Genomic DNA, 15,457 nt, shown 5'->3' with positions numbered 1-15,457 from the left:
CCGGTCAGCGAAAACGTAAGTACGGATGCACGGCCGCCAACCTTCGGCTATGAGAGACGAAACTTTTCCGTTCGGAAATAGCTAATCGGTTGCGCACGAACTATCGATGGTGTACCGAAAATCTTTCGGCGCTAGCGCATCCGGTATCGAAATCTGGTTTGCCACCGGCCGCGAAATCTCCCGATCCGAACCGATCCGGCCTCGCTCCGCGATATGATCCAGTTCACGCTCGGGGGTCGTGGCAAATCGCGAGCAGATCGGAGAAACAGTTATGACCGACGCACTCCGCCTCCCTGGCACCGCGCCGAAGAGTGACCGCGTTCCCCCGCTCCAGGGTTTGCTGGTAGCGGAGTCGGAACGCGAGATCACCGTGCGGGTCGCCGAGGGAACGTGGACGTTCTGTCGGTCCGATGTGCTGCGCGTGCTCGATTCGCCACTGCCCGACGGGGTCCCGCTCGTCCCCGACGGCGTCTGCACCGTGTCCGACGGTCCCGCCGAGTCCGGCCGCCCGGTGCTGGTGGACATCCGCGCGGGCGCCACCGCCGATTTCACCCGCCGCCTGCGCATCGATCTCGTCGACCGCCCGATGACGCTCACCGAGGCGCCGTCCGCGGCGCTCGGCGACGAGCAGTTGCAGCAGCTCACCGAAACCTGGGCCGACCGTATGCAACTCGCCGACCTCACCGGCGCGCACGGCGCGACCTTCACGTACTGCCAGACGAAGTCGCTCGCGACCAGCGACGACGGCATCAACTGCGACAGTCTCGACTGAGCGGTGCGCGCATGACGGCACGCCGGGCGAGCTCGGTCCTCATAGTGTCGGAAACCGACGATCTACACGCCACCGCGATGGCGGCGACGCTGCGAGAACACCACGCGCTCAACGCAATTCACCTCGACCTGCGCGACTTCCCCCGGGAGTCGGGCAGTTTCCGGCTGGACCGGCTCGGCACCGCCCGCTCGCTCTCGCACGTGATGGGCCTCGACGACGTGCGCTCGGTCTGGTGGCGCAGGCCGCACCTGAGCCAGGTGCCCGGCGGGGTGCGCGCCGCCGACGACGAGTACCGCCAGGCCGAGTGCGACAGCTTCATCCAGGGCATGCTCTGGTCCATTCCGGCCGCCTGGGTCAACGATCCCGGCGCCGACCGCACCGCGACCCGCAAGATCGTGCAGCTGGAGACCGCGCTGCGGGCCGGCTTCGCCGTGCCGGAGACGCTGATCACCAACGATCCGGACGAGGCCCGCAGCTTCGCCGAATCCCGGCCCGGCCCAGTCGTTTACAAGCGCACCGGGACCAGTCGCGCGGAGTTCGCCGAGACCAGGATCATCACCGAGGCGGATTACCCCCGGCTCGCCGGTATCCGCTCCTCGCCGACCACGTTCCAGGATTACATCGACGCCGAGTGCGATCTGCGGGTCGTCTGGGTGGACGGCGTCGAGTGGACGGTGCGGATCGACTCGCAGGCCGGTGTCGGCCGGGTCGATTCCCGGCTGGACACCTCGGTCGATTTCGCGCCCGAGCACCTGCCCGCGTCGGTGAGCAAGTCCCTCGCCACGCTGATGGGCGCGCTCGGATTGTCCTTCGGCGTCTTGGACATTCGGCTCGGCCTCGACGGCGAGTACTACTTCCTCGAGGTCAATCCGCAGGGACAGTTCGCCTACCTGGAGATCAAGACGGGCCTGCCGATCTTCCGCAGCCTCGCCAATCTCCTCGTCGACGGCGACGGGGCAGTCAGCGGCTACTGACGAGAGTCCCTGTCAGCACGCCGTTTCCACAAAACTGGATCGTCGCGTCGACGGGGCGCCCGGAAACTCCAGCGGCGGAACCACATCCCGCGCAGGCCAACAGATCAGCTTGTGCCGGCACGACAATCGTCACCGGCCCGCTGACCTGAGCAGATCGCCCGCGCAGCACCGGAGGCGGGCCGAGTCCGAGATCGCACCGGCCCGCCGAACTCACCGGTGCCGGCGAAAAACATACCGCCGAAACCGGTTTCGAGTCGTCCGGACGCTACTGGGTCTTACGGCGGTTGGCACCGCCGCGACTGCGGAGTTGCACATGCGACTCCACCAGCACGTTGTGGATGAAGCCGTAGGAGCGACCGGTTGCTCGCGCCAGCGAGCGAATGCTCGCCCCTGCCTCGTACTGCTTCTTCAACTGGGTCTGTAGGCGGTCCCGGGACTTCCCCGTGACACGTGTTCCCTTACCCAGGGTGGCTTTGACTTGCGTGGGCCTGTCGCTCATGGCTTCCTCCGAGTCGCCGAGCAGCTCTTTCCAGGCTAAGCACTCGAGGGTCCGTGATCAACGGATTCTTGTGATGAAAGTCACGCAAGCTGAATAAGCTCCAAATATTCGGCCGACCAATGGTCTTCCGAACCGTCCGGTAGCAGGATCACCCGCTCCGGCGACAGCGCCTCCGCGGCGCCCGGATCGTGCGTGACCAGCACAACCGCGCCGGCGTAAGTGCGCAGCGCATCGAGCACCTGCTCGCGCGAAACCGGATCGAGGTTGTTGGTCGGTTCGTCGAGCAGCAGCACGTTCGCGGCCGAGGAGACGAGCCCCGCCAGCGCGAGACGGGTCTTCTCACCACCGGACAGCGTGCCGGCCGGCTGCTCCAACTGGGGACCGGTGAACATGAACGCGCCGAGCAGGCTGCGCAGGCTCTGCTCCCCCGCATCCGGCGCGGCATGGCGAATGTTCTCCCACACCGTGGCCTGATCGTCGAGGGTGTCGTGCTCCTGCGCGAAGTACCCGACCTTCAGGCCGTGTCCGGGGACCAGGTTGCCCGCGGTCGGTTGCTCGACCCCGGCCAGCATGCGCAGCAGCGTGGTCTTGCCCGCGCCGTTGAGGCCGAGCACGACGACCCGGCTGCCGCGGTCGATGGCCAGGTCGACGCCGGTGAAGATCTCCAGCGAGCCGTAGACCTTGGTCAGGTTCTCCGCCATCAGCGGCGTCTTGCCGCACGGGGCCGGCTCGGGGAACTTGATCCTGGCCACCTTGTCGGCCACGCGGACGTCGTCCAGCTCGGCGATCAAGCGGTCGGCGCGCTTGGCCATGTTCTGTGCCGCAGTGGCTTTGGTGGCCTTGGCGCCGAGTTTGGCCGCCTGCACGCGCAGCGCGCTCGCCTTCTTCTCGGCGTTGGCGCGTTCGCGACGGCGGCGCTGTTCGTCGGTGGCGCGGGCGTCCAGGTATTTCTGCCAGCCCATGTTGTAGACGTCGGCCTCCCCGCGTACCGCGTCCAGGAACCAGACCTTGTTCACCACGTCGCCGAGCAGTTCCACGTCGTGACTGATCACGATCAGGCCGCCGTCGTGGTTCTGCAGAAAACCGCGCAGCCAGGTGATCGAGTCGGCGTCGAGGTGGTTGGTCGGCTCGTCGAGCAACAGGATCGTGTCCGAACGCCCGCCGCTGCCGTCGGAGGCGGCGAACAGGATGCGCGCCAATTCGATTCGGCGACGCTGACCACCAGATAGCGTGCGCAGCGCCTGGGCCAGCACCCGGTCCGGCAGACCGAGGCTGTTACAGATCCGGGCGGCGTCGCTCTCCGCGACATAGCCGCCGAGCGCGGAGAAACGCTCCTCCAGGCGGCCGTACTTGCGCACCGCCTTGTCCCGCTCGTTCTCGTCGGCCACCTCGGCCATCAGCGCCTGCTGCTTCTCCATGTCGCGGATCAGCGTGTCCAGGCCGCGCGCGGACAGCACCCGATCGCGAGCCAGGATGTCGAGATTGCCCTCCCGCGGATCCTGCGGCAGATAGCCGATCTCGCTGGAGCGCAAAATCTTTCCGGCGTACGGCTCGCCCTCGCCCGCCAGGATGCGCAGCGTGGTGGTCTTGCCAGCACCGTTACGTCCGACCAGTCCGATCCGGTCGCCGGACTGCACCCGCAGGGCCGGTCCGGGGGCCGACAGCAGGGTGCGGACTCCGGCCCGGACCTCCAGGTCGGTCGCGGTGATCACAGATTTCTCCTCGCGGATCGGTGGTGCTGGGCGGTAGCTACTCGATTGTGCGACGCGATATGCACAAGAACCACTGATTTTACCCGGGTTCCGGCGACGCTTTTACACCCAGCGACTCGGGTGTGACCGCCGTAACTGAACCGGCGAGTAACCTGCCGTGGCATGAGTACAGATCTGTTGGGCAAAAGCGCGCTCGTCAGCGGGGCCAGCCGGGGCATCGGCAAGGCCGTCGCGGCGGAGCTGCTGAGCCGCGGCGCGAACGTGCTGATCACCGCGCGCAAGAAGGACCCCCTCGACGAGACCGCCGCGGAACTGCGCGCCCTCGGGCACCAGGGCGAGGTCGTCGCGCTGGCCGGCAACTCGGGTCAGGCCGAGGACCGCGCGGCCGCGATCGACCGGCTGATGGCCGAGTTCGGCTCGGTGGACATCCTGATCAACAACACCGGCATCAACCCCGTGTTCGGCTCGCTGATGGAAGCCGACCTGGACGCGGTGCGCAAGATCTTCGACGTGAACGTGGTCGCCGCGCTCGGCTACATCCAGCAGGCGTACAAGGCATGGATGGGTGAGCACGGCGGCGCGGTAGTCAATGTGGCCAGCGTGGCCGGCCTGCGGTCCTCCGGCGTGATTGCCGCGTACGGTGCGTCCAAGGCCGCGCTGATCCGGCTCACCGACGAATTGGCCTGGCAGCTCGGCCCGAAGATCCGGGTGAACGCGGTCGCGCCGGGCGTGATCAAGACGAAGTTCGCCGACGCGCTGTACTCGGCCGACGAGGAGCGGGCGGCGAGTGTCTACCCGATGAAGCGGCTCGGGACGCCCGAGGATGTGGCACGGCTGATCGGGTTCCTGGTGTCCGACGACGCGGCCTGGGTCACCGGTGAGACGGTGCGGGTGGACGGCGGCCTGCTGTCCACCGGCGGAATCTGACCGTTCCGGAATGCCAGTGCGCGTGGGAAACTCGCCGGTGACGGCTTCGGCATGACCGCGGACGTCGTCGTCTGCGGGGCGGGGCCTGCGGGGCGAGCGCTGGCGCATCGATGCCTCGTGCGTGGGCTGTCGGTCACCGTGGTCGATCCGGTACCGGATCGGCGGTGGTCGGCGACCTACGCGGCGTGGGTTGACGAATTGCCCGAGTGGCTGGATCCGACGGCGATCGCGGCCACGGTCGAGCGGCCGACGGCGTGGGGAACGCGAGCGCATCGGGTTGACCGGCCTTACGTCGTGCTCGATTCGGATCGGCTGCGGGAGTCGCTCGATCTGGCCGGTGCGGAGGTCGTCGCGGATCGTGCGGTCGAGCTGACCGCGAACACGGCCGCATTGGCCTCTGGACGGACGCTGACGGCTCGGCGGGTCTTCGACGCACGGGGAATTGCCCGATCTGTCGCATTGGCCGAGCAGACGGCGTATGGGCTCGTGCTCGACGCGCGGCACTGCGCGGGGCTCGAACCGCTCTTCATGGACTGGCGCGCGGACAACGGCGCGCCCGCCGACGCGCCGCGGTCGTTTCTCTACGTAGTACCGCTCGGCGGCGGGACGATGCTACTGGAGGAGACCTGCCTGGCCGGGCGACCCGCCCTCGACGGCCCCACCCTGCGCGACCGGCTGCACCACCGATTGCGTTCCCGCGGAATCGAATTCACCGGCGATGAGCGAGTCGAACGAGTGCGCTTCCCGGTCGAAGGGGGCCGTCCCGGACGCCGAACCTTCGGCGCGGCAGGCGGATTCGCGCATCCGGCCACCGGTTACAGTGTCGCCGCGTCGCTGATGGCGGCCGATGCCGTCGCCACGGGGGCGCGCGCGTGGCCCGCGCCGGCCCGCGCCGTCTACCAGCTCCGCGCCGCGGGGCTGCGCGCGCTGCTCGCACTGCCACCGACAGACCTACCGGTATTCTTCGACACCTTTTTCGACCTGCCGCCTGCCGCCCAGCGCGCCTATCTGTCCGGTCGAACCGACCTGACCGGCACCGTTATCGCGATGAGCACCCTGTTCCGCACGCTCCCGCCCCCGCTCCGTCGGCGCGTCGCCGCCGCGACACTCGGGATCGGCATTCGCTCGCGTATTCGAATACCGTCGGCCATCATGGAAGGATGAGTGGGACGTAACGTCCGGCACTCATCCGAGGTACCCGCGTCGAGGGGATGCAGCTGTGAGGTCGATCTGGAAAGGCTCGATCGCATTCGGGCTGGTGAACGTCCCGGTCAAGGTCTACACCGCGACCGAGGATCACGACATCCGATTCCATCAGGTACACGCCAAGGATGGGGGCCGGATCAAATACGACCGCGTCTGCACGGTGTGCGGCAAGTCCGTGCAGTACGCCGATATCGACAAGGCGTACGAATCCCCCGAGGGCGACAAGGTCATTCTCACCGACGAGGACTTCGCCAAACTGCCCGCCGCCGAGAAACACGAGATCCCGGTGTTGCAGTTCGTGCCGTCCGATCAGATCGACCCGATTCTGTTCGACAAGAGCTACTACCTGGAGCCCGATTCGGCCACGCCCAAGGCGTATGTGCTGCTCGCGACGACGCTGGAGCAAATCGACCGCACCGCGCTCGTGCACTTCACCCTGCGGCAGAAGACCCGGCTCGCCGCGCTGCGGGTACGCGACGGCATGCTCGTGCTGCAAACCCTGTTGTGGCCGGACGAGGTGCGCGAGGTCGAGTTCGAATCCCTCGACGGCGTCGCCGCGCCGAAACCGCAGGAAATCAAGATGGCCGAGACGCTGGTCGAGACCATGTCCGACGATTTCGACCCGGACCAGTACACCGACGAATACCAGATCGAACTCAAGCGACTGCTCGACGAGGCGATCGCGAGCGGCACCGGCAAGGTGCCCGAGCAACCCGAGTCCGCGCCCGCCGAGATGGACGCGGAGGTGGTCGACCTGGTCGCCGCGCTGCAACGCAGCCTCGAGGCCAGCGGCCGGCGCGCGGCGGGCGAGGACAACGGCAAGGCCAAGCCGGCGAAGAAGGCGGCCGCGAAGAAGCCGGCGGCCAAGAAGACCGCGGCCAAGAAGACCGCCGAGAAGCCGGCGAAAAAGGCGGCCAAGAAGACGGCGGCCCGCAAGGGTGCGTAAGCGCGTGCGCACACTCCTGGCAAACTGTCGGGTATGGATTCCGCCGTTGTGATCGTCCCGATGGGTCTCGGCCACCTGCGCCAAGTCCTCGATCTCGGTCACGAAGTCTTCGACATCACCACCAAGCCGTACACCTCGTGGTCGCTGACCTCGGTCGCCGAGCACCTGGACAGCCCGGACAACGCCTGCTGGGTCGCGCTCGATTCAGACCGCGTGGTTGGTTTCGTGCTCGGGTCGATGGAATTCGAGAACCGCGACGACTGGGCCTACCTCGAATGGATCGCGGTCGCGCCGGACATGCAGGGGCACGGCATCGCGCGGCGGCTGGTCGATGTCTGCTCGGAGGCGCTGTTCGCGCGTGGCGCCCGGCGGATCGTCACCGATGTCGAAGACCGCAACGCGGCCTCCACCGCCCTGATGACCCGCAGCGGATTCCTCCCCGCCGCCACGGTGACGCTGTTCGTCCGGCCGAATCCCGATGACCCGGAACCGGATTCGCAGCTGGACGCGGCGGCCATCGCGCCCGGCACGAAGCGTGCCCTGATCCGCCGCGGCCGCCTGGCCGGCGACAACCACCGCGCCGCGCGCTAGAACGTGCCGTTGGGGATCTGCTCGTCGTCCGGCACCGGCTGGTCCGCGTGCCAGTGCCCGGTGATCCGGCCGTCGATCAGTCGCCAGATGTCGATGACGGCGAGGCTGCGGTCATCGCACGCGCGCGCTCGATCCCGTGAAGACGCACCACTTCTGATTTCCCGCACCGGATTTCGCATGCGATTTTCGGTGCGGGAAATCAGAAGTGGTGCGGGTGTGGGTTACTCGGCGGCTTTGCGGCCTTGGTCGAAGAACTCCAGCAGGGTTGCGGCCGAGTTCACGTCCGCGTGGGGGCGGTAGGCGCCGAAGGGGGCGTTCCAGAACTCACCGGTGCGCGGGGTCCACGGGCCGACGTAGGCGTAGGGGCCTTGATGGAATGAATCGCCCGGCGAGACACCGTAGTTCACCTCGTCGACCGTGATGGACAGGTCGAAGTGTTCCGGCCACAGCACCGGTGTCGAGTCCGGCGCGAAAGTTCGCAAAGCCTTGTCCCCCAGCGCAAACCAGTCACCGACCAGTCGCGCCGCCTCGGGATCGATCTCGATCACACTGTCCGGATCGACGCCCGTCGTGTCCTTGTACACGTCCTTCGGAGGCTCCGCCACCACCCCCGCCAGCTGCCCGAGTTCCCGGTACGTGCCCCGCAGCGGAGCCCGCCCCTCGTCCCACACCAATTCCGCGCCGACCACCGATACCGGCCACTGCACACCACCGAACCCCTGGTGCACCGCCCGCAACCGAATCGTCCCGTGCTGCCGATACTGCGGTCCCGCGATCAACAACTCCGCCACCGCATGCAGCGCCTGCCGAGATCGCACATAAATCTGCTCGTCCACACCGGAATCATGTCCGGTGTGGACGCCAACCGCAGAGGATTTCGCCTAGGGCTTAGTCCTCGCAGTCCGGTTCCTGCGGAGGTTTCACACCCAGGTGCGACGCGATCGCGGCGACCACTAGACCGTGACTGCTCCGGTCATCGACAACCTCCTCGAGCTGATGCCGCATACCGATCACACTCAGTTGCAACGAGAGGATCCGCTTGCGAACGTCCTTCAAGGCGTCATCCGCCGAGAATGGCGTCTCGCCGCGGGCCCCTACCAGCTTCTCGAGCACACTTACCCTGTCCTCGAGTTCGTCCAGCCTTGCCCCACAAACCCCCTGCTCTCTCGAATGGACCGATCCTCCTTCGCGGCTTTGCTGAACACAGCGGCGTGCATTGCTGAGCAATGTCGTCGGAAAAGACGGAAGGGGATGGTCGTTATCTACTAGTGCCCGGCCTCTGGAATCGTGATCTTGAAGTAGGACACGATCGCGTCGACGCCTCGCGTCAGCCCCGAAACGTCCTTCTTCAACCCCGACACGTCCTGTTCAAGGCGCTGCGCCCGCATCTGTGTGTCGAGAACGATCGGCTTCATCGCCGACATATCTTGCTTCAGCATCGACGCGTCCTGCTTCAACCCAGACACGTCGTGCTTCAGCACCGAAACGTCCTGCTTCACCCCACGCACGTCCTGCTTCAGGCCGGAGACGTCTTCCTTCAGCACACCGACGTCTTGCTTCAACCCCGAAACGTCTTCCTTCACCCCACACACGTCCTGCTTCAGGCCGGAGACGTCTTCCTTCAGCACACCGACGTCCTGCTTCAACCCCGAAACGTCTTCCTTCACCCCACGCACGTCCTGCTTCAGTCCGGAGACGTCTTCCTTCAGCACACCGACGTCCTGCTTCAACCCCGAAACGTCTTCGGTCAGCACGATGACGCTCTGTTTCAAGCCGGACACATCCTGCTTGAGCACAGCGACACCCGGTTCGACCACCTTGACGATCTCCAGGATCTTGACGATTTCGTCCTGGTAGGCCGCTCGGTCGTCCCTCCAGGACTCGACCCAGGACTCGTGCTTCCTCTCCAACTCAGTCACACGCTTTCCCAAAGCCGGCAGTGTTGCAAACATATAGCCCCCTGTCTCGAATGGGATGGTCCCCTACTTGTTAGTTCTCATCTTCGGGAGACGCGACCCCGAGGTGTGCCACGATCGCGCCGATGCCCCGCTTCAGATCCGACACATCGCTCTTGACCGATGCGAATTCTTGCCGGACCGATGCGAATTCATCGCGGACCTCGTGCTTAAAGGCCTCCATATCCTGCTGGAAACGCCCCCATGTCTTGTTCGAAGACTGCCATGTCCTCCTGGAAGGCCCTCATCTCGCGCTTGAAGGTCCCCATCTTCAGGCGGAACGTCGAGAAGTCCCCGCGAAACGCCCAGACCTCCCGCTGAACCTCATGGACCCGTCGATGGGTCTTCCTCACCCTTCTGTTCGTTTGGAGGATGGCGTATTCGTACGCGCGCCGGTCTTCGTCCAACAACTCGTACTTGGACTCCAAACGGAACACCCTCGCCTCCCGTGGTAGCAGCGGCGCTGACATGTAACCCCCTGTCTCGATGGAAATTGCCGCACCAGTGTGGCCCGGGCACCTGCGGGCACGCCAGCGGATTCGGCGAGAAAAACGCCTCGAACAGGCAAGGTTCCAAAAAAGACCGTTGTTACGTGCCGAACTGGAACCTGATTTACCGGAATGTGACTCGAACGTGTGGTTTGGCACGTCCGCGCGTTCCATGCTGGGAGCGATCATCGGCTAACGGAAGGACTGCGTCGTGGAGTTTCAGGTTCCGGTCATCGATATCTCTGCCTATGTCGGCGGTGCGAGCGCCGCAGCGCGGGCGGTGGTCGCGCGGCAGATCGATGCGGCGGCGCGCAGCGTCGGGTTCATGCAGATCCGCGGGCACGGCATCGCGCGGTCGGTGCTGGAGGAGTTCGAGTCCGCGCTCGATGACTTCTTCGCCCTGGATCAGGCGACGAAGGAGGGTTATCGGGCGGCGGTCGAGTTCAATCGCGGCTATTCGCCGCCGAAGAGCGAGAGCCTGAGTTTGAGCCTCGGAGTGGCGTCGGCGACCCGGATGAACGACTTCTTCGAGGCGTTCAATATCGGCACGACCACGGCCGACTATCCGGGCCTGGACTTGCCCGCGGCGGCGGGGTACGCCGAAAACGTCTGGCCCGCAGAACTTCCCACATTCCGGCAACGAGTCCTGAACTACTACGCCGAGGCCGCGCGCGTCGCCGGCACCCTCACCACCATCTTCGCCGACGCCCTCGACCTGCCCGCCGGCTACTTCGACCGCTTCACCGATCATTCACTGAATGTGTTGCGCATGAACAACTATGCGCTGCCGCCGGGCAGCGTCGATCTCGACGGCGAACTCAAGGGGATGGGCGAGCACACGGACTACGGCATCGTCACCGTCCTGTGGGCCGATCAGGTGCCTGGCCTGCAGGTCCTCGGCGCGGACGGCCACTGGCACGACGTGCAGCCCGCCGACGACGCCCTGCTGATCAATCTCGGCGACCTGATGGCCCGCTGGACCAACGAACGCTGGCTGTCCACCCTGCACCGGGTGATGCCGCCGATCGTCGACGGCACCGTCGAACGGCGCCGCAGCGCGGCGTTCTTCCACGACGGCAACTTCGACGCACTGATCGAGACGCTGCCCTCGTGCCTCGGCGCGGGCAGCAAGTACGCGCCGATCACCGTCTCCGAGCACGTGCAGGCGAAGCTCGCCGGTTCCCGTGGCCTGCAACCGAATACGAACGCGCCGCGGGAGGCCGCGCGGGCCCTCTCGGCGCGTTCGTAACCGGAATTACTTGCGGAACTTGGCTTCCAGCTCCGTCGCCGCGGCTTGGAGGTCGGCCGGGTCGTTGGTCTTGAAGATGCCCTGGTACCCGGTCTCGGCGCGCACGGCCGCCTCGACCTCCGGATCGTGGTACAGCCGAGCGAGTTTCAGCAGCGTCGGGTTGTCCTTGTCGGCGGCTCGCGCGGCGAAGATGTTGATGTACTGCTTGAGTTCCGGCCGCTCCGGATCGTCGGTGTAGATGGTCTCGTTCTGCGTCAGCCCCGCCGGGCGAGCGAAGGTGTCGTCGACGAAGGCGGCGTCCACGCTGCCGAGCGATTGCGCGGTCAGCGTCGGGTCGATGGGGGTCAGCTTCACCTTCGAGGCGGCGGTGTCGACGTCCTCCAGCTTGGAGTCCCAGCCCGCGTTGCCCTTGAGCACGATCAGCCCGGCGGCGGCCAGGCTCAGCAGCGGGCGCACCTGGTTGGCCGGATTGTTGCTCAACGTGATCTGACCGCCCTGCGGGATCTCGGCCACCGACTTGTGCTTACGCGAGTACAGCGCCAGCGGGAAGATCTCGGTCGCGCCGACCGGAACCAGGGTGTCGTTGTTGCGGGCGTTGTAGTTGGCCAGATACCGCACGTGCTGGAACTTGTTGAGATCGATGCGACGTTGCGCCAGTGCGGGATTGGGCTGGTTGTAGTCGGTGAAGTTGACGAACTCGATCTCGATGCCCTGATCGGCGGCCTTCTTCTTGTACACGTCCCAGTGCGGCAGTGCGAGATCGTTCACACCGATGCGGATCACATCGCCACGGTGCTCCGCGCCACACGAAACCGAGGCGACGGCCAGGGCGGACAGGATGGGGATCAGCAGTAGTCGGTGCATCAAGCGCATTGCGAGCAAACTAGACGGTCGTCCAAGTTTTCGGAAGGGTTTTGCTCACCACAATCCAAACCGTTGTCTCCCCGACTGCCCGGCCGCTTGGATTACCGGGTTCATATAGCGACAAGCATTTTCGGGAGCACGAGTGAAATTCCATCGGGTACTGGCGATCCCGGTCCTGGTAGCCACCGCGGCCCTCACCCTTACGGCGTGCGGTTCTGACGACAAGGCCTCCTCCGACACGGTAGTGCGGATCGGCACCACCGACAAGGACAAAGCCTGGGATGTTTTCGAGCAGCGCGCCAAGGACAAGGGCATCACGCTGAAGATCACGAACTTCTCCGATTACAAGCAACCGAATCTGGCGCTCGCACAGAAGCAGATCGACGTGAATCTGTTTCAGCACCTGCAGTTCCTCGGTGCGTACAACGTCGCGAACAACGACACCCTGACGCCGATCGGTTCCACCTACATCGTGCCGCTGGGCCTGTACTCCAAGAAGCACAAGACGCTCGCGGACCTGCCGCAGGGCGCGGAGATCGCGATCCCGAACGACCCGACCAACCAGGCGCGAGCCCTGTTCGTGCTGCAGGCGGCCGGCCTGCTGAAGCTGTCCGCCGACGTGAAGTCGCCGAGCCCGGCCGACATCGACAAGGGCGCGTCCAAGGTCAAGGTCACCCCGGTCGACGCGGCCCAGACCGCGCTCTCGCTCAACTCGGTCGACGGCTCGATCATCAACAACACCTTCCTGGAGCGTTCCGGTGTCGACCCCAATTCGGCGCTGTACAAGGACGATCCGAAGAACCCGGCGGCCGAGCCCTACATCAACGCGCTGGTGACCAGGGCCGAGGACAAGAACAATCCGAAGCTGCTGCAGCTGGTCGAACTCTGGCACGACCCCGAGGTGCAGAAGGCGCACACCGAGGTGACCAAGGGCACCGCCGTCGAGGTGCGGCGCACCGGGCCTGAGCTGGAACAGATTCTGCAGCGGGTGCAGCAGACCATCCGCGACAGCAAGTGACCGACCAGCCGCCCGCTGTCGAGTTCCGTTCGGTCACCAAGGTTTTCGGTAAGGGCGCGAACGCCCAAGTCGCTCTGGACGCTATCGATCTGCGTATCGAGCAGGGCGAAATCTTCGGCGTGATCGGCTATTCCGGCGCGGGCAAGAGCACGCTCGTCCGGCTGATCAACGCGCTGGAGAAGCCGAGCGGCGGCACCATCGAGATCTCGGGCACCCCGATCACCGGGGTGCGCGAGGCCGAGGTGCGGCGGCTGCGCCGCGATATCGGGATGGTGTTCCAGCAGTTCAACCTGTTCCGATCCCGCACGGCCGCAGGCAATGTCGAGTATCCGCTGAAGGTGGCGGGCTGGAAGCGGGCCGAGCGCAAGGCCCGGGTCGCCGAGCTGCTGGAGTTCGTCGGGCTGTCCGACAAGGCCCGCAGCTACCCCGATCAGCTCTCCGGCGGCCAGAAGCAGCGGGTCGGCATCGCCCGCGCCCTGGCCACCTCGCCGAAGCTGCTGCTCGCCGACGAATCGACCTCGGCGCTCGACCCGGAAACCACCGGCGAGGTGCTGCGACTGCTGAAGAAGGTCAACCGGGAACTCGGCGTCACCATCGTGGTGATCACCCACGAGATGGACGTGATCCGCGCGGTGGCCGATCGGGTCGCCGTGCTCGCGGAGGGCCGGATCGTCGAACTGGCCAGCACCTTCGAGGTTTTCGCGACTCCGCAGGCGGCGCCGACGCAGTCGTTCGTGGAAACCGTGCTGCACAACCGGCCGTCCGCGGACGAACTGCGCAGGCTCGGTGAACTGCACGGCGGCCGGCTGGTCACGGTCGACATCGATGACCGGCGCGGCATCGGCGCGGCATTGGCCACCGCGGCGCATGCCGACGTGCGCTTCGAGGTGGTGTACGGCGGGGTGAGCACGTTGCAGGACAAGACATTCGGCAGCGTCACCCTGGCGCTGCACGGCGCCGACGAGGCGATCGACAAGGTGATCGACGAGTTCGATCGCCGGGCCGGCGGCCAGGCGCAGGTCGCTCGAACCGACCGGAAGGGCTGAAAGGAGTACCGATGCACACAGATTGGGACAAACTCCAGCCGGTCCTGACCGAAGCGATCGGCACCACCATCTATCTGGTGCTGATCACCTTCGTGGTCGGCGGGCTGATCGGGCTTTTCCTCGGCACCCTGCTCTACACCACCCGCAAGGGCGGACTGCTGGCGAACGCGCCGGTCCACGTGCTGCTCAACGTGATCGTGAACGTGGTGCGGCCGATCCCGTTCATCATCCTGCTGGCGGCGCTCGGCCCGGTGACGCTGAAGGTGGTCGGCACCACCATCGGCACCGACGCCGCAGCGTTCGTCATGATCGTGGCGGCGTCGTTCGCCATCGCGCGGATCGTGGAACAGAACCTGGTGACGGTCGATCCGGGGGTGATCGAGGCGGCCAGGGCGGTCGGCGCCGGGCCGTTGCGGATCATCTTCACGCTGCTGATCCCCGAGGCGCTGGGGCCGTTGGTGCTCGGCTACACCTTCGTGGTGATCGGGATCGTGGACATCTCCGCCATGGCGGGCACCGTCGGCGGCGGTGGGCTCGGCGATTTCGCGCTGGTCTACGGGTATCAGCGGTTCGACTGGCAGGTCACCCTGGTGGCCACGCTGATCATCATCGCCGGGGTCCAGGGCATTCAGTTCTTCGGTAACTGGCTTGCTCGAAAGATATTGCGGCGCTGAGGTAATCGAAACGAGCGGGTAATCGAAACGAGGGGTGTCCACGCTCGGCGTGGGCACCCCTCGTTCGGTTATGGCGTGCTTACTCCGGCGAGCACTGCGAGTGCAGGATCTCGGCGCGCTTGGGCGCCGAGCTGCCGAAGTTGGGGAACGGCGGCGCCAGCGGGCCGAGGGCGGCGATGGCGTTACGTTCCGCCTCGCCCCGGTCCCGGCCGGTGCCGACCGCCCAGTGACCGTCCGAGCTCGCCGAGATCGCACCGCAGCCGTCCGAGAAGCGGACGACGACGAAGCAGTCCCGGCTGCCGCATTCGGCCAGCGCGCGGGCGTCGGACCCGGCGAAGCTCGAGTAGTTCCACGCCGACGCGGTGTCCCAGTTCCTGGGGTTCAACGCGATCGACCCGTAGTACCTGCCCTCCGAGTCCGGCCCGGCATGGGCGGCGCCCGCACCGGCTGCGACCAGTGCGGCCGCGGATGACACGACCAGGCCGAGAGCAGCCTTGCGCGACAACGACATTGTGATCCTCCCCGAGAAATAGAAA

19 protein-coding genes are annotated in these 15,457 nt (G+C 66.1%); 10 read left to right on the top strand and 9 right to left on the bottom strand.

Translation table 11 applies throughout. From position 1 onward, the window contains the following. The first annotated feature begins 271 nt into the window (after positions 1–271). Positions 272–772: a hypothetical protein gene (locus tag ACFYO1_RS09605; protein WP_387228813.1), complete on the top strand. Its 501-nt coding sequence runs from the start codon at positions 272–274 to the stop codon at positions 770–772. Between the two features lie 11 nt (positions 773–783). Beyond that, the gene (locus ACFYO1_RS09600) at positions 784–1,746 is read left to right on the top strand and encodes a hypothetical protein (protein ID WP_387228811.1); all 963 of its coding nucleotides are present in this window, start codon (positions 784–786) and stop codon (positions 1,744–1,746) included. Between the two features lie 265 nt (positions 1,747–2,011). Here ACFYO1_RS09600 and ACFYO1_RS09595 read toward each other — a convergent pair whose 3' ends face one another. Then, positions 2,012–2,245 carry a helix-turn-helix domain-containing protein gene (locus ACFYO1_RS09595; RefSeq protein ID WP_387228809.1) on the bottom strand — a complete coding sequence of 78 codons (234 nt, stop codon included), beginning with the start codon at positions 2,243–2,245 and terminating at the stop codon, positions 2,012–2,014. Positions 2,246–2,325: 80 nt separating this feature from the next. Further along, positions 2,326–3,957, bottom strand: a complete 1,632-nt coding sequence (locus ACFYO1_RS09590) for an ABC-F family ATP-binding cassette domain-containing protein (protein ID WP_387228807.1) — start codon at positions 3,955–3,957, stop codon at positions 2,326–2,328. A 162-nt stretch (positions 3,958–4,119) separates the two neighbouring features. Here ACFYO1_RS09590 and ACFYO1_RS09585 point away from each other — a divergent pair, with 162 nt between their 5' ends. From ACFYO1_RS09585 to ACFYO1_RS09570, 4 genes are read left to right on the top strand one after another with little or no spacing between them, the layout of a single operon-like run. Then, positions 4,120–4,884 (top strand): SDR family oxidoreductase, encoded by a 765-nt coding sequence (locus ACFYO1_RS09585; protein ID WP_387228805.1) that lies wholly within the window; start codon positions 4,120–4,122, stop codon positions 4,882–4,884. 51 nt (positions 4,885–4,935) lie between these two features. Continuing rightward, the gene (locus ACFYO1_RS09580) at positions 4,936–6,048 is read left to right on the top strand and encodes a lycopene cyclase family protein (RefSeq protein WP_387228803.1); all 1,113 of its coding nucleotides are present in this window, start codon (positions 4,936–4,938) and stop codon (positions 6,046–6,048) included. A gap of 55 nt (positions 6,049–6,103) precedes the next feature. Continuing rightward, positions 6,104–7,036, top strand: coding sequence for a Ku protein (locus tag ACFYO1_RS09575; protein ID WP_387228801.1), 933 nt, complete (start codon positions 6,104–6,106; stop codon positions 7,034–7,036). 33 nt (positions 7,037–7,069) lie between these two features. Continuing rightward, positions 7,070–7,627, top strand: coding sequence for a GNAT family N-acetyltransferase (locus ACFYO1_RS09570; RefSeq protein WP_387228800.1), 558 nt, complete (start codon positions 7,070–7,072; stop codon positions 7,625–7,627). Here ACFYO1_RS09570 and ACFYO1_RS09565 read toward each other — a convergent pair. From ACFYO1_RS09565 to ACFYO1_RS09545, 5 genes are all read right to left on the bottom strand, one after another. Then, positions 7,624–7,794, bottom strand: coding sequence for a hypothetical protein (locus ACFYO1_RS09565; protein ID WP_387228798.1), 171 nt, complete (start codon positions 7,792–7,794; stop codon positions 7,624–7,626). The genes ACFYO1_RS09570 and ACFYO1_RS09565 overlap by 4 nt on opposite strands. A gap of 54 nt (positions 7,795–7,848) precedes the next feature. Beyond that, positions 7,849–8,463 carry a hypothetical protein gene (locus ACFYO1_RS09560; RefSeq protein ID WP_387228797.1) on the bottom strand — a complete coding sequence of 205 codons (615 nt, stop codon included), beginning with the start codon at positions 8,461–8,463 and terminating at the stop codon, positions 7,849–7,851. 52 nt (positions 8,464–8,515) lie between these two features. After that, positions 8,516–8,740, bottom strand: a complete 225-nt coding sequence (locus tag ACFYO1_RS09555) for a hypothetical protein (protein WP_387228795.1) — start codon at positions 8,738–8,740, stop codon at positions 8,516–8,518. Between the two features lie 152 nt (positions 8,741–8,892). Then, complete coding sequence (locus ACFYO1_RS09550) at positions 8,893–9,546, bottom strand: hypothetical protein (protein ID WP_387228793.1); 654 nt, start codon at positions 9,544–9,546, stop codon at positions 8,893–8,895. 206 nt (positions 9,547–9,752) lie between these two features. Then, entirely contained in the window at positions 9,753–10,010 is a 258-nt protein-coding gene (locus ACFYO1_RS09545; protein WP_387228790.1) for a hypothetical protein, read from the bottom strand. Between the two features lie 271 nt (positions 10,011–10,281). On the opposite strand from ACFYO1_RS09545, the gene ACFYO1_RS09540 reads away from it, so the two are divergent. Beyond that, the gene (locus ACFYO1_RS09540) at positions 10,282–11,319 is read left to right on the top strand and encodes an isopenicillin N synthase family dioxygenase (protein ID WP_387228789.1); all 1,038 of its coding nucleotides are present in this window, start codon (positions 10,282–10,284) and stop codon (positions 11,317–11,319) included. 6 nt (positions 11,320–11,325) lie between these two features. On the opposite strand, the gene ACFYO1_RS09535 is transcribed toward ACFYO1_RS09540, so the two are convergent. Further along, positions 11,326–12,192: a MetQ/NlpA family ABC transporter substrate-binding protein gene (locus ACFYO1_RS09535; RefSeq protein WP_387228788.1), complete on the bottom strand. Its 867-nt coding sequence runs from the start codon at positions 12,190–12,192 to the stop codon at positions 11,326–11,328. Between the two features lie 133 nt (positions 12,193–12,325). Here ACFYO1_RS09535 and ACFYO1_RS09530 point away from each other — a divergent pair, with 133 nt between their 5' ends. The 3 genes from ACFYO1_RS09530 to ACFYO1_RS09520 are packed head-to-tail and all read left to right on the top strand — an operon-like array spanning position 12,326 to position 14,921. Next, positions 12,326–13,201, top strand: coding sequence for a MetQ/NlpA family ABC transporter substrate-binding protein (locus tag ACFYO1_RS09530; protein ID WP_387228787.1), 876 nt, complete (start codon positions 12,326–12,328; stop codon positions 13,199–13,201). Then, positions 13,198–14,247, top strand: a complete 1,050-nt coding sequence (locus ACFYO1_RS09525) for a methionine ABC transporter ATP-binding protein (RefSeq protein WP_387228785.1) — start codon at positions 13,198–13,200, stop codon at positions 14,245–14,247. The genes ACFYO1_RS09530 and ACFYO1_RS09525 overlap by 4 nt, the downstream gene beginning before the upstream one ends. Before the next feature lie 11 nt (positions 14,248–14,258). Beyond that, positions 14,259–14,921 (top strand): methionine ABC transporter permease, encoded by a 663-nt coding sequence (locus tag ACFYO1_RS09520; RefSeq protein ID WP_387228782.1) that lies wholly within the window; start codon positions 14,259–14,261, stop codon positions 14,919–14,921. Positions 14,922–15,000: 79 nt separating this feature from the next. Here ACFYO1_RS09520 and ACFYO1_RS09515 read toward each other — a convergent pair whose 3' ends face one another. Next, positions 15,001–15,432 carry a DUF4189 domain-containing protein gene (locus ACFYO1_RS09515; RefSeq protein WP_387228780.1) on the bottom strand — a complete coding sequence of 144 codons (432 nt, stop codon included), beginning with the start codon at positions 15,430–15,432 and terminating at the stop codon, positions 15,001–15,003. Between the last annotated feature and the right edge of the window lie 25 nt (positions 15,433–15,457).

Source organism: Nocardia sp. NPDC006044, from assembly GCF_042871115.1.
Lineage (GTDB): Bacteria > Actinomycetota > Actinomycetes > Mycobacteriales > Mycobacteriaceae > Nocardia.
Note: the sequence above shows the minus strand (reverse complement) of the source record. Positions and strands in the feature narration are given on the sequence as shown.

Coding starts and splice junctions, on each gene's coding strand:
- ACFYO1_RS09605 (WP_387228813.1), top strand. CDS start 272: ATGACCGACGCACTCCGCCTCCCTGGCACCGCGCCGAAGAGTGACCGC.
- ACFYO1_RS09600 (WP_387228811.1), top strand. CDS start 784: ATGACGGCACGCCGGGCGAGCTCGGTCCTCATAGTGTCGGAAACCGAC.
- ACFYO1_RS09595 (WP_387228809.1), bottom strand. CDS start 2,245: ATGAGCGACAGGCCCACGCAAGTCAAAGCCACCCTGGGTAAGGGAACA.
- ACFYO1_RS09585 (WP_387228805.1), top strand. CDS start 4,120: ATGAGTACAGATCTGTTGGGCAAAAGCGCGCTCGTCAGCGGGGCCAGC.
- ACFYO1_RS09580 (WP_387228803.1), top strand. CDS start 4,936: ATGACCGCGGACGTCGTCGTCTGCGGGGCGGGGCCTGCGGGGCGAGCG.
- ACFYO1_RS09570 (WP_387228800.1), top strand. CDS start 7,070: ATGGATTCCGCCGTTGTGATCGTCCCGATGGGTCTCGGCCACCTGCGC.
- ACFYO1_RS09535 (WP_387228788.1), bottom strand. CDS start 12,192: ATGCGCTTGATGCACCGACTACTGCTGATCCCCATCCTGTCCGCCCTG.
- ACFYO1_RS09520 (WP_387228782.1), top strand. CDS start 14,259: ATGCACACAGATTGGGACAAACTCCAGCCGGTCCTGACCGAAGCGATC.
- ACFYO1_RS09515 (WP_387228780.1), bottom strand. CDS start 15,432: ATGTCGTTGTCGCGCAAGGCTGCTCTCGGCCTGGTCGTGTCATCCGCG.